General features: G+C 61.9%; 17 protein-coding genes and 1 pseudogene. 11 read left to right on the top strand and 7 right to left on the bottom strand.

Features of this window, described 5'->3' with window-relative positions; translation table 11 throughout:
* Positions 1-302: 302 nt before the first annotated feature.
* Entirely contained in the window at positions 303-809 is a 507-nt protein-coding gene (locus ACK59L_RS06210; protein WP_058605421.1) for an MgtC/SapB family protein, read from the bottom strand.
* Between the two features lie 277 nt (positions 810-1086).
* Between ACK59L_RS06210 and ACK59L_RS06205 the strand changes: the two genes are divergently transcribed.
* The 4 genes from ACK59L_RS06205 (at position 1087) to ACK59L_RS06190 (ending at position 6437) form a co-directional block, all read left to right on the top strand.
* The gene (locus ACK59L_RS06205) at positions 1087-1326 is read left to right on the top strand and encodes a DUF3203 family protein (RefSeq protein WP_409272489.1); all 240 of its coding nucleotides are present in this window, start codon (positions 1087-1089) and stop codon (positions 1324-1326) included.
* A 120-nt stretch (positions 1327-1446) separates the two neighbouring features.
* A complete protein-coding gene (ccoG, locus tag ACK59L_RS06200) occupies positions 1447-2850 on the top strand; it encodes a cytochrome c oxidase accessory protein CcoG (RefSeq protein WP_409272487.1) in 1404 nt (467 codons plus the stop codon).
* Between the two features lie 49 nt (positions 2851-2899).
* On the top strand, positions 2900-4309 hold the full coding sequence (gene mapR / locus ACK59L_RS06195; RefSeq protein ID WP_058605418.1) for a GntR family transcriptional regulator MpaR: 1410 nt from the start codon (positions 2900-2902) through the stop codon (positions 4307-4309).
* Between the two features lie 484 nt (positions 4310-4793).
* Positions 4794-6437 carry an ATP-binding protein gene (locus ACK59L_RS06190; RefSeq protein WP_409272492.1) on the top strand — a complete coding sequence of 548 codons (1644 nt, stop codon included), beginning with the start codon at positions 4794-4796 and terminating at the stop codon, positions 6435-6437.
* Positions 6438-6453: 16 nt separating this feature from the next.
* Here the strand turns inward: ACK59L_RS06190 and ACK59L_RS06185 are convergent, their stop codons facing one another.
* From ACK59L_RS06185 to ACK59L_RS06170, 4 genes are all read right to left on the bottom strand, one after another.
* Complete coding sequence (locus tag ACK59L_RS06185) at positions 6454-7200, bottom strand: SDR family oxidoreductase (protein ID WP_196135394.1); 747 nt, start codon at positions 7198-7200, stop codon at positions 6454-6456.
* Between the two features lie 683 nt (positions 7201-7883).
* Positions 7884-9416: a DHA2 family efflux MFS transporter permease subunit gene (locus ACK59L_RS06180; RefSeq protein ID WP_058638313.1), complete on the bottom strand. Its 1533-nt coding sequence runs from the start codon at positions 9414-9416 to the stop codon at positions 7884-7886.
* Entirely contained in the window at positions 9413-10606 is a 1194-nt protein-coding gene (locus ACK59L_RS06175; protein ID WP_058605416.1) for an efflux RND transporter periplasmic adaptor subunit, read from the bottom strand. The genes ACK59L_RS06180 and ACK59L_RS06175 overlap by 4 nt, the downstream gene beginning before the upstream one ends.
* 30 nt (positions 10607-10636) lie before the next feature.
* Entirely contained in the window at positions 10637-11110 is a 474-nt protein-coding gene (locus ACK59L_RS06170) for a MarR family winged helix-turn-helix transcriptional regulator (protein ID WP_058605415.1), read from the bottom strand.
* A 238-nt stretch (positions 11111-11348) separates the two neighbouring features.
* Between ACK59L_RS06170 and ACK59L_RS06165 the strand changes: the two genes are divergently transcribed.
* The gene (locus tag ACK59L_RS06165) at positions 11349-12347 is read left to right on the top strand and encodes a FecR family protein (RefSeq protein ID WP_409272483.1); all 999 of its coding nucleotides are present in this window, start codon (positions 11349-11351) and stop codon (positions 12345-12347) included.
* 11 nt (positions 12348-12358) lie between these two features.
* On the opposite strand, the gene ACK59L_RS06160 is transcribed toward ACK59L_RS06165, so the two are convergent.
* Positions 12359-13678: a Na+/H+ antiporter family protein gene (locus tag ACK59L_RS06160; protein WP_409272481.1), complete on the bottom strand. Its 1320-nt coding sequence runs from the start codon at positions 13676-13678 to the stop codon at positions 12359-12361.
* 216 nt (positions 13679-13894) lie between these two features.
* Between ACK59L_RS06160 and ACK59L_RS06155 the strand changes: the two are divergent.
* The 6 genes and pseudogenes from ACK59L_RS06155 to ACK59L_RS06130 all read left to right on the top strand — a co-directional run.
* Positions 13895-15181, top strand: a pseudogene (locus tag ACK59L_RS06155) (HAMP domain-containing protein); the annotation flags it as partial.
* Between the two features lie 102 nt (positions 15182-15283).
* Positions 15284-16039, top strand: a complete 756-nt coding sequence (locus ACK59L_RS06150; RefSeq protein ID WP_371259672.1) for a methyl-accepting chemotaxis protein — start codon at positions 15284-15286, stop codon at positions 16037-16039.
* A 69-nt stretch (positions 16040-16108) separates the two neighbouring features.
* Positions 16109-17125 (top strand): ABC transporter substrate-binding protein, encoded by a 1017-nt coding sequence (locus tag ACK59L_RS06145; protein ID WP_409272479.1) that lies wholly within the window; start codon positions 16109-16111, stop codon positions 17123-17125.
* Positions 17122-17970 carry a proline/glycine betaine ABC transporter permease gene (locus ACK59L_RS06140; RefSeq protein ID WP_058605410.1) on the top strand — a complete coding sequence of 283 codons (849 nt, stop codon included), beginning with the start codon at positions 17122-17124 and terminating at the stop codon, positions 17968-17970. The genes ACK59L_RS06145 and ACK59L_RS06140 overlap by 4 nt, the downstream gene beginning before the upstream one ends.
* 90 nt (positions 17971-18060) lie before the next feature.
* Positions 18061-18978 (top strand): AEC family transporter, encoded by a 918-nt coding sequence (locus tag ACK59L_RS06135; RefSeq protein ID WP_196135400.1) that lies wholly within the window; start codon positions 18061-18063, stop codon positions 18976-18978.
* Positions 18979-19226: 248 nt separating this feature from the next.
* Complete coding sequence (locus ACK59L_RS06130) at positions 19227-20078, top strand: CAP domain-containing protein (protein ID WP_409272476.1); 852 nt, start codon at positions 19227-19229, stop codon at positions 20076-20078.
* Between the two features lie 64 nt (positions 20079-20142).
* On the opposite strand, the gene ACK59L_RS06125 is transcribed toward ACK59L_RS06130, so the two are convergent.
* Positions 20143-22548 carry a TonB-dependent siderophore receptor gene (locus ACK59L_RS06125; protein WP_409272474.1) on the bottom strand — a complete coding sequence of 802 codons (2406 nt, stop codon included), beginning with the start codon at positions 22546-22548 and terminating at the stop codon, positions 20143-20145.
* Positions 22549-22564: the final 16 nt, after the last annotated feature.

Raw genomic sequence — 22564 nt, 5'->3', positions numbered from 1 at the left:
TGACAGAACAAGAACAACACGGCAGAGGCGTAGCAAGCAGATTTTTTTGGAGTCGACCCGCATTCCTGGGGCAAGCCCCGCGAATTGGCACATAACAATAAAACTACCTCAAGGTAGCAGCAGCCAACTCGGATCATGCGTGATGAAGGTCGGTCAGCGCTCAAAAAAATACGTTTGCTCTTGGCCCCGCATGGGGGCCTTGCACCACTAGGGCAGGCTGACAAAAACAACAACAGGCCAGCCCCAATAATAAAAAGAGCAAGCAGCAACGCTTTGGGGGGAGCTTCGGCTCCCCTTAGTGCTTACCCCTCCTCCTTCTGTTTTTCCTCGTGCTTGCCCTCGGCCTTCTCCACCAGCAGCGGCATCGTGCCCAATACCAGCAGCGCGAGCACTGTGCTTATCAGTGCGGTGGCTTCCCTGCCCATCCCAGCGGCAGTGCCTATGGCAGCGGTCATCCAAAGGCCTGCGGCGGTGGTCAACCCTTTCACGTGGCTGGTGTCCCGTCCGTTGCCTTTCAAGATGGTGCCTGCTCCGAGAAAACCGATGCCGGCGACGATACCCTGGATCACGCGGCTAAGAGCCTGTTCGTCGGCGCCTGCCATGCTGGGCGCCAGCACGAACAGGGCAGCACCGAGCGACACCAGCATGTGCGTGCGCACCCCGGCGGATTTGCCCCGGTGTTCGCGTTCGAACCCCAAAACCGCGCCGAGCAGCGCTGCCATCAACAAGCGAATTAGAATGCGTGTGACCTCGTGCGCATCGGTCACATCTGCGAATTCGATCTGGATGGCGTGCCAGATAGTTTCCATCCTGTACGTTCTCTCCAAAAGCTGAATGCTTGGCAAACGTCAGGTGCCTAGGTCGTGGGGCCATGCTTGCCCCAAGTGCCAACACATCAACCACGGCCCTTGTGCAACCCTGGTTGCCGGCGATGGGCTGCACAGCTGCCCACACCACCGGGCCCTGCATTCCCTGTTCACCTTCATGGACCCCAAGAGCCTCTGCAAAGTGCCGTTGAGCCAAGGGGGTGCAACGATGCTCAATACCCTGCGGTCAACCGTTCGAACTCACATCAGGAGACGTGTCATGCCCATCGAAATCGATGCTCAAACCCAACACTGCACGCTCATCAACGATCAGCAGCGTCTCGAAGGCGCCGCTTGTGACGTCGAAATCGTGACCGACGAGCGACTGCGCATGTCAGTGGCGGTACTGGGTGCAATGCACACGCCGATCACCGAAATCGAGGCCGATGCGCTTACGGTGGCCGGTGCGGTCGATAGCCGCAGGCATCTGAAGAACACCGCGCCAGGCTCGATCATATAAGGGGCTACACGGCCTGCACCTCAACTGATATGGTTTTTATCGCCAAGGCTGAGCCTGTGCTGATAGCAGACTGACGGCCATAGTGCACATGCCTGATCCAGGCTAGATGAGCACGGAGCCATGACCGATAGAACGCCTTATTCAGTGATTGCCGCTGTCCCTGCCAACCCTTCCCGCCGTATCGGCGACGCCGCCATCCACACGCGCAGTTTCAGCGGGGTGTACCGCACGCTGCGCATCGGTTTCGCCGGGGCCCTGTTTGCCCTGTTCTTCGGCACTGCTTGGCTGAACTGGAACGGTCGGCAGGCGGTACTGTGGGACCTGGGCAACAGCAAGTTCCACATCTTTGGCGCGACCTTCTGGCCACAGGACTTCATTCTGCTCTCGGCGCTGCTGATCATCTGTGCGTTCGGCTTGTTCGCCATCACTGTCTACGCCGGGCGGGTCTGGTGCGGTTACAGCTGCCCGCAAAGCACCTGGACCTGGTTATTCATGTGGTGCGAAAAAATCACCGAAGGCGACCGCAACCAACGCATCAAGCTGGCCGCAGCGCCCTGGAGCCTCGACAAGGCTGCCCGACGCCTCACCAAGCATTCGCTGTGGCTGGCCATAGGCCTGGTCACTGGCGTGACCTTCGTTGGTTACTTCACACCCATTCGCCCGCTGGCAGCCGAACTGCTCACACTTCAACTGGGCGGCGTTGCGCTGTTCTGGGTGTTGTTCTTCACCGCCGCCACCTACTTCAATGCCGGCTTGCTGCGCGAAGCGGTCTGCCTGCACATGTGCCCCTATGCCCGGTTCCAGAGCGTGATGTTCGACAAGGACACCCTGGCCGTGGCTTACGATCCGCGCCGTGGCGAGGCACGTGGCGCGCGCAAGAAAGGCAGCGACGCCCGCGCCCAGGGCCTGGGTGACTGTATCGACTGCACCTTGTGCGTGCAGGTATGCCCTACCGGCATCGACATTCGCGACGGTTTGCAAATGGCCTGCATCGGCTGCGCCGCCTGTATCGATGCCTGCGACGGGGTGATGGACAAGATGGGCTACAGACGTGGGCTGATCGGGTACAAGTCAGAACACAGCCTGCAAGGGGGTACTAGGCATTGGCTACGACCACGCCTGCTCGGTTACGCCGCAGCACTGCTGGTGATGATCGGTGCCTTGTGCGTGGCGTTGTACCTGCGGCCGATGGTATCGCTGGATGTGATCAAGGACCGTGGTCTGTTCCGCGAAAATGCGCTGGGTCAGATCGAGAACATCTACCTGCTCAAGGTGATCAACAAGACCGAGCGCACTCAACACTACGCGCTGCGGTTGTTCGATGCCGAGGGCTTTACCCTTCAGGGGCAGACGGCGCTTACCGTATCGGCCGGCGAAATGAGCGAAATTCCGGTGTCGGTGGCGATGCTGGCCGACCGACCCGAAAGCAGCTCGGTGCCGCTTGCATTCGAAATCAGCGAACGCGACGACGCGTCGGTGCGCAGCGTGGCGCACAGCCGCTTCGTGGCGCCCATGAACCGATGACGCCTACACTCCTCTTCCCTTGCCTGCCAGGCTTCGACAGAAGGCCACAATGAAACGTTACGAACGCTTCGCCGACGACATCGCCGAACTCATCCGCTCCGGCGTACTTGGCCCTGGTGAACGCGTGCCCTCCGTGCGGTACGCCAGCCAGACCCATGGGGTCAGCCCCTCCACGGTTTTCCAGGCGTATTACCTGCTGGAGCGACGTGGCCTGATTCGCGCCCGGCCGCGCTCGGGCTACTTCGTCAATGCCCACGCCACTCGCCAATTCAGCGAGCCCCAAGCGCTGCACCCGATCAGCGAGTCCACCGATGTGGACGTCAGTGCCCTGGTCTTTTCCATCCTCGATTCGATCAAGGACCCCAACACGGTACCCTTCGGTTCGGCCTTCCCCAGCCCCTCGCTATTCCCTCTGCAGCGCCTGTCCCGGTCACTGGCCAGCGCCAGCCGTGCCATGGACCCTCGGGTGGCGGTCACCGACCTGTCGCCCGGCAACCCGCAACTGCGCCGGCAGATTGCCCTGCGCTACATGGTCGGCGGGCTGATGCTGCCGATGGAAGAACTGCTGATCACCAACGGCGCACTTGAGGCCCTGAACCTCTGTCTTCAGGCTGTCACCCAGCCAGGTGACCTGGTCGCAATCGAAGCGCCCGCGTTCTATGCCTGCCTGCAGATACTGGAGCGGCTCAAACTCAAAGCCGTGGAAATTCCCGTGCATCCCCGCGAGGGCATGGACCTGGAAGTGCTGGCCCAAACGCTGCAAAAGCACCCGGTCAAGGCGGTGTGGTGCATGACCACGTTCCAGAACCCGGTCGGCGCCAGTATGCCGGAGGCCAAGAAGCAGGCGTTGGTCGAGCTGGTGACACGCCACCAAGTGCCCCTTATTGAAGACGATGTCTACGCCGAGCTCTACTACGCCCAGCAGGCCCCCAAGCCTGCGAAGGCATTCGATACCCAGGGCCTGGTCATGCATTGCGGCTCCTTCGCCAAGAGCCTCGCCCCGGGCTACCGCATCGGCTGGGTCGCCGCTGGGCGGTTTGCGCAGAAGGTCGAGCGGTTGAAGCTCATGACCTCGCTCTGCGCCTCGATGCCCGCCCAGGCCGCTATCGCCGACTACCTCCAGCACGGTGGCTACGATCGGCACCTGCGCAAATTGCGTTATGCACTCGAAGGCCAGCAAGCCAATATGCTGGCGGCGATCGGGCGTCACTTCCCGGCACAGACACGGGTCAGTCAACCGTCAGGCGGGTATTTCCTCTGGCTGGAGCTACCGCAACAGATGGATGCGCTGAAGCTGTTCCACATGGCCCTGGCGCAAGGCATCAGCATTGCCCCGGGACCGATCTTCTCGCCCACCCGGCGCTTCGGCAACTGCATCCGGCTCAACTATGGCAGCCCTTGGAACGAAGCTGCCGAGCAGGCAATGGCCACCCTGGGGCGGATAATTCGTTCTTTCTGAGGTCTGCGTTCAACCCTTCATGCACACACGGCTATAGTTGTCGAAATTTCCAAACCGAATCGCCCGCATGACATCAAAAACGCCCCTGGATGGCCGCGCAGCGCTGCAGGCCAGGCTGCTTGAGCTCGAGGCCGAGCACGAGCAGCTGCGCCTGAAAGCTGCTGCCTATGACGCCGTCGTCGAGCAAATCGATGAAGGCCTGTGCATCCTGCAAGTGCTCGAGGATGAGCACGGCCAACTCAATGACTATCGCTACCTGATGTACAACGAGGCCTGCGCCCGCCACACCCTCCATTTCAAAGAGGTAGGTTTGACCGCAAGGCAGACCATCCCCGACGAGGTGGACCAATGGCTCCCACATTTCGCCGAGGTGGCGCGTACGGGTGTGCCCCTGCACTTCGAGCAGCGGCTGGCAGTCTCGAACCGGTGGCTGACCTTGAAAGTCAGCCGCCTCGAGCCCGCCTGCGAGCGGATATTGCTGGTTCTGTTCACCGGCAGGCCCGACGAAAACGCTGACATCCATCAGTTGCAGGCGCTCAACCAGGAACTGGCGCAGCAAGTGGACAGGGAGCTTGCCAGTCGAAAGCTGCTGGGCAAGCTGGTCGATCACAGCGTTGCCAACGTATTCGCGGCCGATTGCAACTTCAGGCTGCTGGCGATCAACCGCACCGCGCAGGAAACCTTCAAGCGCTGGCGCGGCCTGGTGCCCAAGGTCGGTGAGTACATCCCCGACTTCATCGCCGACCAGCCGGATATCGTCAAGCAACTGAGCGGGCTGTGGCCAAGAATCATGACGGGTGAGTCTTTCGTGGACACCGTTGCCGTTGGCCTGGAAGGGAATGTCCGTCACTACGAGGTACGCTATAACCCGCTGCTCGATGCCGATCAGGTCGTGCAGGGCGGTTTCATGTTCGCCTACGACATCACTGAGCGCGTCGCTGAACAGCAGCGCCTTGAGCAAGTGGAAGAAACCCTACGCCAGTCCCAGAAAATGGAGGCTATCGGACAGCTGACCGGCGGTATCTCCCATGACTTCAACAATTTGCTCGGCAGCATAATGGGGGCGCTGGAGGTTGCCGTTCAGCGACAAACCGAAGGTCGCTATCCGGATGCTGCCAGGCTCATGGGGTTGGCCAGGCAGGATACGAAGCGAGCGGCCACGCTGGTGCAACGACTGCTGGCGTTCGCTCGGCAACAGAAACTGAGCCCGCAGACCGTCGACGTCCATGAGTTGGTGACCAGCATGCACGATCTCATCAAGAGCTCGTTGCACGCCAGCATCGAGTTCCAGGACCTCACCAAGTCTGGGCACTGGCTTGTCCAGATTGACCCTTCCCAGCTGGAAAACGCATTGCTCAACCTGTGCATCAATGCACGCGACGCCATGCCGGTAGGCGGCACGCTGATCATTCGCAACAGTGACGTGCGGGTATACCCTTCACTGGCCGAACGACTGCATTTGCCTGTCGGCGACTACGTCAGGATTTCTGTCAGTGACAATGGCGTAGGAATGAGCGGCGATGTGGCAGAACGTGCCATGGAACCGTTTTTCACCACCAAGCCGCTTGGCCAGGGATCGGGACTGGGGCTCCCCATGGTCTACGGCTTCATCCGTCAATCCGAGGGGCAGGTAAAGATCACCAGTACGCCGGGGCAAGGAACCTGCGTAGACCTCTATCTACCCAAGGACACAGGCCAGGTCGCTGCGAGCATTGACAAGGTATCAACGCTCTTCTGTCCTCCCCGGCAGGGCAAGCATCTGGTCATGCTGGTGGAGGACGAAGACACGTTGCGGCTGGTGATAGAGGAACTGCTCATTGATCAAGGGATGGAGGTGCGCGTCTTCACCGAGGGCTCGCAGGCCTTGGAAGCGTTAAGGGGCGGCCTGCAGCCATCGCTGTTGATTACCGACATCGGTTTGCCAGGAAGAGTCAGTGGCAAGCAGCTGGAAACCGCCCTGCCCGACTCGGCAGCCCTGCTCTACATCACTGGCTACGCTGATCAACAGGGCATCGCCTTGTCGCGCAGGGGGGCGGTGATGTGCAAGCCCTTCGCATTGGCCGCGCTGGTCGAAAAGGTGGGCCTGCTGCTGGCGAGCGCCGCCGCCGACTCGAACAGGCGCAGTTGACGATGCGGACAGCCGGTCATCTTCCGCCACTCAGGTCGATGAATGTACCTGTCGAATAGGAAGCTTTGTCAGACAGCAGCCAGAGGATCGCCTCGGCCACCTCCTCAGGCCGCCCGCCTCGGCCCATGGGCAACCCAGGCTCGAGTTTGCTGACGCGATCCGGATCTCCCGATAGAGCATGAAAGCCGGTGTGGATGTAGCCGGGCCTGACCCCGTTGACCCTTACACCTTCAGCAGCCAGCTCTTTGGCCAGGCCCACCGTGAACGTGTCGAGCGCGCCTTTGGAGGCGGCGTAATCAATGTACTCGTTCGGTGACCCGAGGCGGGCGGCCAGGGATGAGACGTTGACGATGCCCCCGCCATTTCCGCCGTGACGTGCGGCCATGCGCAATACAGCGTGCTTGGCGCAGAGCATGGGGCCGACGATGTTGGTCTTCATCATGCTGAGCAATCGCGCCTCGGTCATATGTTCGAGGCAGGTTTGGGGAGCGATGGTGGCGGCATTGTTCACCAGGGCCGAGATCGGCCCCAGATCTTCATCTACACGTTGGAACATCGCGATGATGTCGGCTTCGCTGCTGACGTCGGCGCGCACGGCGATAGCCTTTGCGCCCAAGGTACGGACCTGGCTAAGGATGGCATCGGCAGCTTCATCGTTGCTGCGGTAGTTGATGCACAGATGGTAGCCATGCCGGGCGGCGAGCAGGGCGGTGGCAGCGCCTATGCCGCGGCTGGCACCGGTGATGAGGATGACGGGGTTCATGAGGTGCCGGAGATGTTGAGGTGGTGGTTTGACGATAGAGGAAATGAAAGGCGGTTGCCAGTTAAGCGGGCCAAGATGGGCTGAACACGCAAACTTTCAGTTAGGCGTGAGTTCGTGAATTAATCGGCTAAACCCTATCTAAGATAGTGATTTGTTGTCGGTAAATACTGCACCGAAGTCCGAGAATACTTATAGAAAGCGCGTTTCACAACGAAACTTCCTACGAGAATTTGGAACCCCCCCTGCGCGATGACATCAGCAATTAAGAATATAAAAGATGGCAAATGGAACACTGTCCTGATTACCCACTCGCCACTGCACGGATGAGCGGCGACACCGAGCCATTGCCATGGAACGAACCCGAACGCAACGTAATGAGATGAGGGATGCCAGTGACAACCGTCAGGATGGCCACATGGGCCTCTTCGACGCGATGGCCAAGCCAGGGGTGGGGGTAGGAAGATCCGCCCCTGATCCGGACGTGCATGCACAAACGTCTTTCCAAGGTTACCGCGCCGATGCGGCGATGTTCAGCAGCGAGGACTCGAAATTCACGGTTCCCCATCAAACTCACTTGGGGCTGCTGCGCAGCCCATCGCGGTCGGTCCGGCGCCCCGGCAAGACCGCTTCTACAAAAGCCCCAGTACTTAGCAAAGACACCGGTCGTGTACCCCAAATCAAACTCAATGCCCACCCCCCGGCCCTGCCTTGGCCGTAAACGGCGGCTTCGCGAACCAGACCAACAAAATCAACCCCGCAAATACCCACGTCATCAACATGAAGTAGTCCACCGTCGACATCATGTAAGCCTGCCCGTTGAGCACCTGCTCCAGCTGCGCATAGTTGTGCAGGTTCGCCCCACCCATCTGCTCAAGCGTATGCCGCGTCGCCGGCTCGTACTGACTGATGTGCTCACTCAAGTAGGCATGGTGCTGGTCAGCCCGTCGAATCCAGATCCACGTCGTCAACGAAGCCGCGAAGCTCCCACCCAATGTGCGCAGGAACGTTGCCAAGCCTGATCCGTCGGCTATCTGCTGGGGCGGCAGGTCCGACAACAGGATGCTCAGTGTGGGCATGAAGAACAGCGCAACCCCAATCCCCATGAACAACTGCACCAATGCCACATGCTGGAAATCCACCTGGCTGGTGAACCCCGCCCGCATGTAGCAGCTGCTGCCGATGGCCAGGAACGCAAGCCCTGCCAGAATCCGCAAATCGAAGCGATGCGCGTACTTGCCCACGAATGGCGACATGATTACCGGCAATATCCCGATAGGCGCCACCGCCAGGCCCGCCCAGGTGGCGGTGTAGCCCATCTGTGTCTGCAGCCATTGCGGTAGGATCAGGTTAATGCCGAAGAACCCTGCATAGCCACCCACCAGGACGATGGTCCCCACGCGGAAATTGCGGTGGGCGAACAACCGCAGGTTTACCACCGGGTGCCGGTCGGTGAGTTCCCAGATGACGAACACGGCCAAAAACACGACGGAGATCAGCGTGCCGATGATGATGAACGAGGACTCGAACCAGTCAAGGTCATTGCCTTTGTCCAGCACCACCTGCAACGCCCCTACCCCAACGATCAAGGTCAGCAGCCCTATGTAGTCCATCGGCTGCCGGCTGGTCACCACCGGACGATCGCGCATCTGCTGGCGCACCACCGCAGCGGCGAACAGGCCGATAGGCACGTTGATGAAGAAGATCCATGGCCAGCTGTAACTGTCCGTGATCCACCCCCCAAGGATGGGCCCGGCAATAGGCGCCACAACCGTCACCATGGCCAGTAGCGCGAGCGCCATACCCCGCTTGGCAGGGGGGTAGACCGCAATCAGCAGCGTCTGGGTCATGGGATACAACGGACCGGCTACCACCCCTTGCAACACCCGAAAGCCTACAAGCTCCGGCATCGATTGGGCGATCCCACACAAGAACGATGCCAGCACGAACAGCAAGGTCGCCCACAGGAACAACTTCACTTCGCCAAAGCGCCGGCTCAACCAGCCCGTCAGCGGCAAGGCGATGGCATTGCTCACGGCGAACGAGGTGATGACCCATGTCCCTTGCTCGTAACTGACCCCCAGGTTGCCCGAGATGGTCGGCAAGGCCACGTTGGCAATGGTGGTGTCCAGCACCTGCATGAACGTGGCAAGCGACAAGCCGATGGTGGTAAGCAGCAGGCTTGGCGGGGTGAACTGGGCAGTGGCGTTATTGCTCATCGCTGAGCCGTCTTGCCAGGCGCGCTGTTGTCACGGATCAGTTGCTCGATCAGCTTGTCCGCCTCGACCAACTGGCGATCGTAGACGTCGGTGGTGTAGCTCGCCTGTTGCGGCGGTTGCTGGGCCAGGGCCGGGCCACTCTGGTCGTGCAGGTCCACATCCACAACCGTGGACAGGCCGATTCGCAAGGGATGGTCCTTCAACTGGTCGGGGTTCAGGTGAATCCGCACCGGCACCCGCTGCACGATCTTGATCCAGTTGCCGGTCGCGTTCTGCGCAGGCAGCAAGGCGAAGGCGCTACCGGTGCCGGCACCCAGGCTGTCCACCGTGCCGCTGTAGGTGACGTCGCTGCCATACAGGTCGGCAGTGATCTCCACCGGTTGGCCGATGCGCATCTGGCGCAACTGGGTTTCCTTGAAGTTGGCGTCGATCCACACCTGGTCGAGCGGGATCACTGCCATGGTGGCAGTACCGGGTTGCAGGCGCTGCCCGAGCTGCACGCTGCGCTTGGCAACGTAGCCGGTCACGGGCGCGACCAGCGTGGTGCGGGCATGAGCCAGGTAGGCCTGACGCAGGTCGGCCGCCGCGGCCATGACCTCTGGGTGCGAAGCCACCACGGTGTCGTCGACCAAAGCAGCACTGGTACTCAGTTGCTGGCGGGCACTGTTGACAGCCGCCTGAGCGACACTCAGGTCATCGCGCGCATGGGAAAGCTCTTCGCCGGCAATGGCGCCGCTTTCGGCCAGCACCTTGCGCCGGTTGAAGTCCTGCTGAGCCTTGCGCAGTTCGGCCTGGCGCGTCTGCAACTGTGCCTTGAGCGAATCGACGTTGCTGTACAGACCACGCACCTGCCTTACGGTACGCGCAAGGTTGGCTTGAGCCGATTGCAGGGCCACCTGGCTGTCGGCCGGGTCGAACTGCAGCAAGACCTGGCCGGCATGTACCAGGTCGCCATCGTCGGCGCCAATGCTGGTGACCGTCCCGGTCACCAACGGCGTGATTTCGACCACGTTGCCGTTGACGTAGGCGTCATCGGTGCTCTCGTACCAACGCCCAACCAGGCTGTACCAGGCCCAGGTGCCCAACCCGCCGAGGATCAGCAGCACCAGCAGGCCAATCAGCCAGAGCTTGCGCTTGCGCGAGGAGGTAGGTGCCTCGGTAGGTGCAGGGGTGTCTGAGGAAGTGTCCATGACAATACCTTGGAATAAAGGAAACGGGGTTCAACGATCACCAAAACGACGGATCGTCAGCGGATCGCCAGCGCCAAGCAGTACCTTGGCCAGCAGACGCTCCAGGTCTTTGAGCTCATCGGCTGCCAGTGCGCCACACAGCTCGTTCATGGCGGCAGCGCCGATCTCGGGCAAACGGTCGGCCAGCCGCTGGCCATCGGCGGTCAACGCCAGGCGCACCACGCGGCGGTCCGTGGGGCATCGGGTGCGTACAAGCAGATCCTTGTGCTCCAGGCGATCGAGCATGCGCGTCATCGATCCGCTGTCCAGTCCCAGGTAGCGGCAGACCTCAGCAGGTGTATCGACCTGGTACTGCGTCACGATGATCAACACCTTGAACTGCGCAGCCGTGACGCCCTCGGACTCCAGATGCCAGTCGAGAATCCGGTCCTTCAGAAGCGCCGCACGGCCCAGCAACATGCCGATGGCGCACGTCTCGAAATTGTCAGGCGAGAAATGGGGCATGAATGATTGCTCGAACAAGTGTGTGCAAATATTACTGCCTAGGCAGTGAATGTCAAAGACTTAATTAGCTTGCTATGTACGCGTCACGAGGGCCTGGCGTCATGGCGCGAAGCGTTCTCAAAAGCGAAAAATCTGAAGGCTTTCGCCGGAAAAGACCGGGAAATGAAAGGGATTAGCGGCTTGGCGTGTTCCTCGACGCATCGGTGGAACGTTAGAATGCGCAAAACCCGGAGCCGCGATGAATCAAGACCGCCCTACTATCCACATCGATGACAGCATGGCCGATGCCGCTGCGCACTGGTGCATGCGCCTGCATGAAGGCGATTGCACGACTGCAGAGCGTGAGGCCTTTGCCCGGTGGCTGGCAGCCGATCCGCGTCATGCCGAGGAATACCAAGCCATGCTGGCTATCTGGCACACGGCTGACCTGCTGCCGCGGCCCGCTCAAGCGATCGGGCACGCTGGCCCGGCCAGGCGCAGCGGTCGCAGATGGCGCGCCCAGGCTTACGCTGCCGTCATCGCATTGGCGGCACTGCCGTTGGTGGGATGGATCGGCTGGGAGCAAGGCTGGGTTCCCAACCGCTACCAGCACTTCGAGACCACGGACCACATGCAGACTGTGCAGTTGAGTGACGGCAGTACGGTGCAGCTCAACCTGAACACCGACCTGACCTACCTCAACTTCAAGCACCAGCGCCGTGTCACACTCAAGCATGGCGAGGCATTCTTCACGGTGCACCACGACAGCACCCACCCGTTCGTGGTCCGTGCCGGCAATGGCCAGACCCGCGTGACAGGTACCCGCTTCAACGTCTGGAAATACCAGGACAGGGTCAAAGTGACCCTGGTCGAGGGATCGGTGCTGGTCTCCAGCGAGGGCAAGACGGGCTATCGGCTTGGCCCTGGCATGCAGGCCATCTACCGCAAGGGCGATTTCGAGCCTCAACTGCTGGAAAACAGCAACTTTGCCGACGCGCTGGCCTGGCGCAGCGGCAAACTGGTGCTCGACAACTTGACCCTTGAACAAGCACTGCCGGCCATAAACCGCTACCTCGACAAGCCGCTCAGGCTTGCCGATTCCGGTACCGGTCAGATTCGTATCAGCGGCATCTACAACACCCGGGAGGTAGGCCAGCTGGTCAACAACCTGCCCAAGGTGCTGCCGATCTACCTGACCCGCAGCAACGACGGCAGCACGGTGCTCAACCGTATCTCGCCGCCGCCCGCCAAGCGCTGAGCCGCCTGCTGCTAGAGCGTCATCGCGGCCAGCCACCCGAAGGCCAGCAGCGGCAGGTTGTAGTGAATGAACGTCGGCACCACCGTGTCCCAGATGTGATGGTGCTGCCCGTCCACATTGAGCCCGGAAGTTGGGCCCAGGGTGGAATCCGAGGCTGGCGAGCCTGCGTCACCCAACGCGCCTGCCGTACCCACGATACACACGGTCGCCAAAGGGTCGAAGCCGAGCTGGACGCACAGCGGTACGAAAATCGCAGCCAGAATCGGTACGGTGGAAAACGACGAGCCGATGCCCATGGTGACCAGCAGGCCCACCAACAGCATCAGCAAGGCCCCTACCCCTTTGCTGTGGTTGATCCAATGCGCCGACGTTTCGACGAGGCTTTGTACATCACCAGTGGCTTTCATGACGTCTGCAAAGCCAGAGGCGGTGATCATGATGAAACCAATCATGGCCATCATCTTCATGCCTTCGGTGAACAGGTCATCGGTGTCGCGCCACTTAACGATGCCCGACAGCGAGAAGATCAGAAAGCCGACCATTGCGCCGATGATCATCGAGTCCACCAGCAGTTGGACGACGAACGCGGCAACGATCGCAATGCCGGCCACCAACAGTGTCATCGGGTTGTAGCGCACGCTCACCTGTTCGACCTGCTCGATGCGCGCCAGATCGTAGTCGCGTTTTTTCCGGTAGCTGACAAACACGGCCAACAGCAGGCCTACCAGCATGCCAGCGGCGGGAAGGGCCATGGCGTGGGTGACGTTGACCCCAGTGATATCGACCCCTGCACGCGCTACGTTGGCCAGCAGAATCTGATTGAGAAAGATATTGCCGAAACCCACTGGCAGGAAAATGTAGGGCGTGATCAAGCCGAATGTAATGACGCAAGCGATCAGGCGCCGGTCGATGCGCAGGCGGGTCAGCACATAGAGCAGCGGCGGTACCAGCAATGGAATGAAGGCGATGTGAATGGGCAGAATATTCTGAGACGAGACGGCCACCACCAGCATCAGGCCGATCATCAACCATTTCACCCTGCCACCCTGGTCGTGGCCTTGCCGGTCGATCATGGCCAAAGCCCGGTCGGCCAACGCATGCGCCAGGCCGGATTTGGCGATGGCCACGGCAAAGGCACCTAGCAGCGCGTAGGACAGCGCCACGGTAGCCCCCCCGCCGAGCCCGCCATTGAAGGCCTCAAGCGTGCCTTGCACGCCCAGACCGCCGACCAGCCCACCTGCCAGGGCACCGACGATCAGGGCGATGACCACATGTACGCGGGACAGGCTCAGTATCAGCATGATGCCAACCGCGGCAATCACTGCATTCATGGGGGGCTTACCTCACTGGGAACAAAAAAGCGCGCACTCTGACGCAGTGCACGGCAGATGTCAAAACTGCCACGCAGGGGCGGTTTGCTCGCAACCGGGCGGATTAAATTGAATGTTTGAATAAAGAAAAGTCTGTAGGCGCCGATACCCACCTGGGGCTGGAAATCGCCTCGCCCGTGCCCTAACCCTTACTTGTCAAAAAAAGGGATCTGCCCCATGCCTCTGCGACAACTTTCCATCCAATGGAAAATCACATTGCTGGCCGGCCTGTGCCTGGCCGGCATCGTCACCCTGCTCATTGGGTTGTCCCTGTACCGGATGGACCACAGCTCGGACCTGGTCAAGGCCAGCAGCATGCAGATGCTGACCGAATCGGCCCAGTCGCGCATCGAATCCCAGGGCGAGGTGCAGGCCCTGAACATCCGCCGCCAATTCATGGATGCCTACCAGTACGGCGCGGGCTTTGCCAGGCAGGTACTGTTCCTGCGCGAACAGGCCGAAAAGCGCTTTCTCGATGCGTTCGACCTGCGCGAGGACATGACCCGGCAGGTGCGTGCCGCGCTTCAGGCCAACCCCGATCTGCTGGGCCTGTCGCTGGTGTTCGAACCCAATGCGCTGGACAGCAAGGACAGCCTGTTCGCCGGCCAGGCACAGCTTGGCAGCAACGAAACCGGCCGCTTCGCCCTGTACTGGTCGCAACCGCACGTGGGCCAGCTGACCTCGATGGCCCTGCCCGAGCGCGACATGGCCGACACTTCCATCGGGCCTAGCGGCCAACCTGCCAATACCTGGTGGGTATGCCCGCGTACGTCGGGCAAGGTCTGCGTGGTCGAACCCTACTTCTATGCCATCGATGGCCAGCAGGTGCTGATGACCAGCATCGTCTTCCCGCTGGTGGTGGACGGCAAGGCGATCGCCACGCTGTCGGTGGACATCAAGCTCAACAGCTTGCAGGCACTGAGCGAACAGGCCAGCCGCAGCCTCTATGAAGGTCGCACCACCGTGGGCATTCTGAGCCCAGTGGGCTTGCTGGCAGGTTACAGTGCCGATGCCAGCAAGCTCTCCCAGCGCTTCGACCAGATCGACACGATCAAGGGCGCAGAGCTGGTGGCCAAGATGGCCGACGGCAAAATGACCATCATCAATGATCGCCAGCGCCTGAAAGTGCTCGCGGCCTTCCGTCCGATTCCGGACGCCAAGCCATGGGGCGTGTTGCTGGACGTCCCTGAAAACGCCCTGACCGGGCCTGCCGAGGCACTGAAGCAGGAACTGGACGCCCTCAACACCAGCGGTACCCTCCTCGAACTGGGCCTTGGCCTGGCAGCAGCCATCTTCGGCCTGCTGATGGTGTGGCTGATGGCCCGTGGCGTTACCCGCCCGATCCTGGGCGTGGCGGCCATGCTCAAGGACATCGCCAGTGGCGAAGGTGACCTGACCCGCCGTTTGACCTACGACAAGCAGGATGAACTGGGCGAACTGGCGGGCTGGTTCAACCGTTTTCTGGACAAACTGCAGCCCACCATCGCCGAGGTAAAACAGTCGGTACAGGCCGCCCGCTCAACGGCCGATCAGTCATCGGCCATCGCTACCCAGACCAGCGCCGGCATGGAACAGCAATACCGCCAGGTAGACCAGGTAGCCACCGCCTCCCATGAGATGAGCGCGACCGCCCAGGACGTCGCCCGAAGCGCTGCGCAAGCCGCGCAGGCGGCCCGCGACGCCGACCAGGCCACCCGTGAAGGGTTGGCGGTGATCGATCGCACCACCCACAGCATCGACTCACTGGCCGCTGACATGAGCACGGCCATGGCCGAGGTGCAGGGCCTGTCGCAGAACAGCGAGAAAATTGGCTCCGTACTGGAAGTCATCCGCTCGATTGCCGAGCAGACCAACTTGCTGGCGCTCAACGCTGCCATCGAAGCAGCCCGAGCCGGTGAGGCCGGGCGCGGCTTTGCGGTGGTCGCCGACGAAGTCCGCAACCTGGCCCAGCGCACCCAGGAGTCGGTCGAAGAAACCCGCCAGGTCATCGAAGCCTTGCAGGACGGTACCCGCGAAGTGGTGGGCGCGATGGACAACAGCCATCGTCAGGCCCAAAGCGGCGTGCAGCAGGTGGGCCAGGCCGTGACCGCCTTGCAGCGCATTGGCCAGGCGGTGACGGTCATCACCGACATGAACCTGCAGATCGCCTCGGCAGCCGAGGAACAAAGCGCGGTGGCCGAGGAAATCAACAGCAACGTGGCGACCATTCGCGATGTCACCGAGTCGCTGTCCGGCCAGGCCAACGAATCGGCGAGGGTCAGTCAGTCGCTCAATGCCTTGGCCAACCAGCAGCAGGCATTGATGGACCAGTTCCGCGTCTAAGTCTGCCGCCTGCGCCGCGTCGTCTACACTTGCCCCATCCCCGAAGGGCCGTAGACGACGAGGTTAGGCATGAAACGAGGTTCATCGCTGCTGTTCGGGGTGCTGTTCGCCCTGGGTCTGGCCACTGCCGACAGCGCTGGCGCTGCCGATCAGCAATCGCCCATTCGCTTTGGCGCCCTTACCTGGGAAAGCGGTGCCTTCACCACCGAACTCCTGCGCGTGATCGTCGAGCGTGGCTACGGCTACGCCACCGAAACATTGCCTGGGAGCACGGTCAGCCTGGAAGTCGCCCTGGCCCGTAACGACCTGCAGGTAATCGCCGAAGAGTGGGCGGGCCGCAGCCCTGCCTGGGTCAAGGCCGAGCAGGCAGGCCAGGTGTTTGCACTGGGCGACACGGTCAAGCAGGCCGAAGAAGGCTGGTGGGTGCCGGCATATGTCATCGAAGGCGATGCGTCGCGTAACCTCAAGCCCTTGGCGCCTGAGTTGCGCAGCGTCGAGGACTTAAAGCGCTACGCCCCGGTGTTCCGCGACCCCGAATCACCCGACAAAGGCCGTTTCCTGAACAGCCCCAGTGGCTGGACGTCCGAAACCGTGAACAGCCAGAAGCTCAAGGCCTATGGCCTCGACGAACTGTACACGAACTTCCGCACAGGGTCGGGGGCTGCAATGGACGCCGAGATCGGGTCGTCCATTCGCCGGGGCCAACCCGTGCTTTTCTACTATTGGAACCCTACGCCGCTCATGGGCCGCTACAAGCTCGTGCGGCTGCAGGAACCTGCATTCGATGCCAAGGCCTGGGCGACCTTGACCGACCCTGCCAACCCAGCCCCAAAAGGCAGCAGTTCACTGCCAGCGAAACTGTCGGTTGGCGTGTCCAAAGCCTTTCGTGAGCAATATCCGGACTTGGTCCAGGTGTTCGAGCGGGTGGACCTGCCTATCGACCCGCTCAACCAGGCACTGGCGCAGATGAGCGAAAAACGGACCCCTCCCCGTGACGCCGCCTTGGCGTTCATGCGCCAGCACCCGCAAGTGTGGAAGGCTTGGCTTCCCGAGCACGTGGCCACCAAGGTCGAGGGCGGTCTGTGAGCAATGGTTTTCCCCAGGCTTTGCAGTTTTCCTTCGCCGACCAGGTCAACCGCATGGTCGACTGGTTGGTACTCCACTACGGGGATCACTTGCGCAGCGTCTCCGACCAGTTGCTGCACGTGCTCGTTGGCCTGGAAAACCTATTGAGGCTTATGCCGTGGTGGCTACTGCTGGCGGTGGTCGGTGCGCTGGCCTGGCATGCTTGCCGAAGCCTGCTGCGAAGTTGTGTTCTGGTAGGGCTGCTGGCACTCATCGGCATGCTGGGGTTGTGGGACAAACTGCTGCAAACCCTGGCGCTGGTGCTGGTCAGTACCGGGCTGTGCGTGCTGGTGGGCATACCGTTGGGCGTCGTGCTGGCAGCTCGCCCGTTGGCAAGACGCCTGATAATGCCGGTGCTCGACGTGATGCAGACCCTACCCGCCTTCGTCTACCTGATCCCCGTGTTGATGCTCTTCGGCCTGGGCAAGGTGCCTGCGGTTTTCGCGACCTTGATCTATGCCCTGCCACCTTTAGTGCGGCTCACCGAGCTTGGGTTGAGCCAGATAGACCCATCGTTGCTCAAGGCAGCCCAAGGCCTTGGCGCGACCCGGGCTCAGCGACTCAGGCGCATCGCCCTGCCCCTGGCGCTGCCCAGTATCATGGCCGGGCTCAACCAGTCGGTGATGATGGCCCTGTCGATGGTCGTGGTCGCGTCGATGATTGGGGCGCGAGGGCTGGGTGAAGATGTACTGGCAGGGATCCAGACGCTGAACGTCGGCCAGGGCGTCGAGGCAGGGCTGGCCATCGTGGCACTGGCCATGGTCATCGACCGGATCAGTCAGGCGTATGGGCGTGGACGGCGTTGAAAGGCTCTAGCAAGGCCGGTGGGACGGGCATGGCAAAGCGGGTGTGGGGCCGGTAGTCTGTGCAACGTACCCGGCCACGGATCTGTCTCCATGCTGCATGTGCTGTTGACCACCCTGCTTCCGATCATCCTGTTGATCGCCCTGGGCACGCTGCTGCGGGTGCGTGGCTTCGTCGCGCAGAGCTTCTGGCCAGGTGCCGAGCGCCTGAGCTACTACGTGCTGCTGCCCTCGTTGTTCCTCCACGGCCTGGCCACTGCCAACCTGGACGGGGTGCCGGTGCTGGGCATGGTCGCGGTGCTGATGCTCTCGACCCTGTCCGGGGCATTGCTGCTGGTGCTGTATCAAGGCGTTCGCCAGCACGACGGCGCCGACTTCACCTCGCTGTTTCAGGGTGGTATCCGGTTCAACAACTACATCGGCGCGACCCTGGCCGCGGGCATCTATGGCAGTGCGGGTATCGCCTTGGCAGCAGTGGCCAACGCAGCCATCGTGCCACTGGTCAATCTGCTCTGCGTGCTGGTCTTCGCGCGCTTCAGCGCCCGGCACAGCTCGCCGTTGACGGTACTGCGGGCAATCCTTGCCAACCCACTGATTCTGGGGTGCGCGGGGGGCATGCTGTTGCGGGTGACGGGGCTGGGCCTGCCAGCTGGCATCGAACCTACCCTCGGCGCGCTGGGCCATGCCGCGTTGCCGCTGGGGTTGCTGTGCGTTGGTGCGGCACTGGGTGGTGCACGTATCGGTGATCAGGCCCAGCCATTGATAGCCGCTTCTGTGTTCAAGTTCCTGGTGATGCCAGTGACGACGTGGGGGCTCTGCCGCCTGCTCGGTCTCAATGGCCAGGCCGCTGTGGTGGCGGTGATTTTCCAGGCGCTGCCAACGGCATCGTCTTCCTACGTCATGGCCAGGCAAATGGGCGGCAACGCGCCCCTCATGGCGACCATCATCGCGGTACAGACGGTGGTGGCGGCGGCCACGCTTCCTCTGGTCCTTTCATTGCTACTGGGCTAACCGCCGCGCAAACCCAGCATGGCCCACGTCATGCTGGGTACACGTCGGGCCCAGGCCCACCACGCGCTTACCACCAACGTTTGGCCTGGACATCGCCGCACTTTTTGTCCGGCCTGCGGTCTACTCCCCCTTACGACCGACAATATTTGCAGGCGTTTTCAATGCGTTGCACAGCTCGGGTCAAAACCATCGGGCTTGTGTAGGATAGGCAGCGCCTACTCGCCGCTGCCAGCCTCAGGGAGAACCATATGCGCGTCCTGTCATCTGTCGCTGCCTTCACGCTTGGGCTGATCGTTTCGTCCCAGGCGCTGGCTGTCACGGGCGAAGAAGCACAGCTGATCGCGTCGATCAACGCATACCGCAGCCAGGCGCAGCCCTGCGGCGAGCAAGCTTCGCTGGAACTACCGCCGCTTAACAGCGACACTCGCCTGGCGCTGTCTCCCGAAGGCACCCGTGACCTTCAGCAGGCCATGACCCGCGCCGGTTACCCGATGGTCAACGTGCAGGCGATCAGCCTCTCTGGTCCCCGTGATGCACGCGCAGCCATGCATGCCATCGAAGAAAGCTTCTGCCAGGTGGTGCTCGACCCTCAGTTCGTCGACATCGGCGTCAGCCAGGAAGGACGGGACTGGCGCGTTGTGCTGGCTCGCCCCCTGCTCTCTGGCCGCTTGGGCGACTGGGAAGCGGAAGGGCAAAAGATGCTCCAGGAAATCAACGCCGCGCGTCAGCAGCCCCGCCAGTGCGGCGGCCAGCCCTACGCCGCCGCCCCTGCGCTTGGCTGGAACACGGTGCTGGCCGGGGTGGCAGCCAGCCACACACGGGCCATGGCCAACCAGAATTTCTTCGATCATATCGACAAAGAGGGCCGCACCCCAGGCGACCGAGCCGAGCTTGCCGGTTATCTGTACCAGCAGATTGGCGAGAACATCGCCGCCGGGCGCGACACGCCGCACAAGGTGGTTCAAGGCTGGCTGGACAGCCCAGGCCACTGCGCAATCCTGATGAGCGGCGACTTCCGGGAGCTCGGCGCAGCCTATGCCGTAGACCCGAAGAGCGATGCCGGCATCTACTGGACGGCCCTGTTCGGCTCGCCGCAGTAGCGCCAGCTTTCACCAGCAACTGCCAACACCCGCAGTGTTGGCCCCGGGCTTCTTGCAGGCCGGATCAGAAACCCAGGGTGGCGGACAGCAGGTAGGTGCGTGGCGTCGACAAGGTCAGCCCTGGCTCGGCGTCATCCGGCGCGCCTGCTGAGCTCCAGTAACGATCATCGAGTACGTTTTCGACGCTGGCGCGCAGGGTCACCTGCGTGTCGTCCAGCTTGAACGCATACCGTGCCCCCACGTCATAGCGCTCCCAGCCGTCGATTTTCTTGCTGTTGTTCTGGTCCAGGTACTGGGAGCTCGAGTGCGTGCCACGTGCCGTCAGGGTCAGCCCCTGCACCCCCGGCACATCCCATTCGGCACCCAGGTTGACGTTGTACGCGGGCGTTGCAGGCGCACGGTTGCCATCGTAGGCACCTGCGACGGTATCGGTCAGTTCGCTGTCGATGTACATCACCCCGCCCAGCACACGCACCCCTGTGGTGGGCTCACCGAACACGGTCAGCTCCACACCGCGGTTGTTGCGCTTGCCATTGGGGCCGAAGACCCGGGAGCCGGGGTTGGTTTCATAGGCAGGCTGACGGATTCTGAAGGCGCTGGCCGTAAACGCCACTTTACCCAGGTCATACTTGGCACCCACTTCCACCTGGCGGCTGGTGAAAGGTGGGAATATCTGGTCCTCGTTGATCGACGTGGACGGTGCGATCTTGCCTTGGCTCAAGCCCTCCATGTAGTTGGCATACACCGACAGCTCGTCCGTGACCTTGTACAGCACGCCACCGGAGGGCGAGACCTTCTTCTCGTCATACGCCGTGTCGCCTTTGACCCCATCACTCCAATCGTCCACCTGCACCCGCTGCCAGCGCAGCCCTAGGGTCAACAGCAATCGGTCATCGAAAAAGCCGAGGGTGTCGGACAACGCCAATCCGGAGAACCGGTTCTCGGTGTAATCCTTCGAATCGAGCCGCGTTGGGGTACCTGGCGTCGGCGTAGCCGTAGGATGGTAGAGGTTGCCGGGTGAGGAAGCGTAACGAGCCCCCCCATTGGTGAAGTCCATGTAGTAATACGTTGCAGCCAGGTTGACCTCGTGGCTGACCGGCCCAGTGTGTAACCAGGTTCTCAAGCCCGCCAAGGCGGTGCGCACCGATTCGTCCCTGCTGAAATCGCGGGGCTGGATGGTGAAGTCGCCAGCATTGTTGATCACAGAAACGTTATGGCGCAGGAAATCGTGCCGGCTCTCCCTGGCACCCACTGCGCCATAGGCCAGCACGGAATCGCTGAGATCATATTCGGCGTGCACTGCGCCGAAGGTATCGTTGGTGCGCGCCTTGCTCCACGCCTGGGCGTAGTTGCGGTGCACATCGCCAGCACGCGGTACCTGGGCGCGGGGCCCAACCAGCACACGTTCCTGGGGGGCATCAGTATCACGCTCGGTATGCCCGAGGTCGGCCGAAAGCCGCAGGCGCTCGCCGCGAAAATCCAGCCCCAGCACGGCCATTTCGCGGTCCACTTGCTGGTGGTCCCACTCGGTATCGCCGGACTGTTTCACCGCATTCAGACGCATGCCGAACTGCTGCTGGTCGCCGAACCTTCGCCCTAGGTCAACGGCCCCGCCTACCTGGCCCGCCGAGGCGTAGCTGCCGGTGAACTCGGTGATCGGCGTATCACCGGCGCGTTTGGGTTGGACGTTGATGCCGCCGCCGACGCTGCCCCGTGGTGCGATGCCGTTGATCAGTTGGCTGGGGCCCTTGATGATGTCGACCCGTTCGGCCATCTCCATATCGATCGAGTAGGTAGGCAGCAAGCCATAAAGGCCGTTGTAGGACACATCACTGTTATACAAGCTGAAACCGCGAATGGTGAACTGCTCGAAACGCCCACCGGCCGGGTTGGTGGCACGAACCGAAGGGTCACTGGCGACCAGTTCGCTCAGGGTGCGCGCCTGTTGGTTCTTCACGAGATCGCTGGTGTAGCTGGTGATGCTGAACGGCGTTTCCATGAAATCGCGCGCGCCCAGCAAGCCTTGTGCGCCCTGGCGAGCGACTTGCCCACCTGCATAAGGGAGCGCCTCGTCGGTCGTCGATGGGCCGCCGACGATGCTGGTAGGGGCTATTTCCAGCGCGCCGCCTTGCTGCGGCGACGGCACGAGCGTAAAGGCATCGTGGCCCACAGGTACCCATTGCAGGCCGCTGCCGCGTAGTAATTGCCTGAAGCCTTCATCGACGCTGTACTGGCCGGCCAGCCCTTCACTACGCAGGCCTTTGACCAGCGCCGGGTCCAGCGACAAGCTGACCCCTGCTTGATCGGCGAAGCGAGTCAAGGCCGCCCCCAGGCTCGCCGCTGGCACTTGGTACGTGCGCCGGGCTGGCTCGTCGGCCCAGGCGGGAATGCCCAGTAGCAGGCTCATGGCGAACAATGGGCGTGCTGCGCGCACCCATGGGCGCAAGTGAATGGACTTTACTGCAGGCATCGATGAGGCTCCCCTT

It is taken from the genome of Pseudomonas sp. KCJK9111, assembly GCF_046231935.1.
GTDB lineage: Bacteria > Pseudomonadota > Gammaproteobacteria > Pseudomonadales > Pseudomonadaceae > Aquipseudomonas > Aquipseudomonas parafulva_B.
Note: the sequence above shows the minus strand (reverse complement) of the source record. Positions and strands in the feature narration are given on the sequence as shown.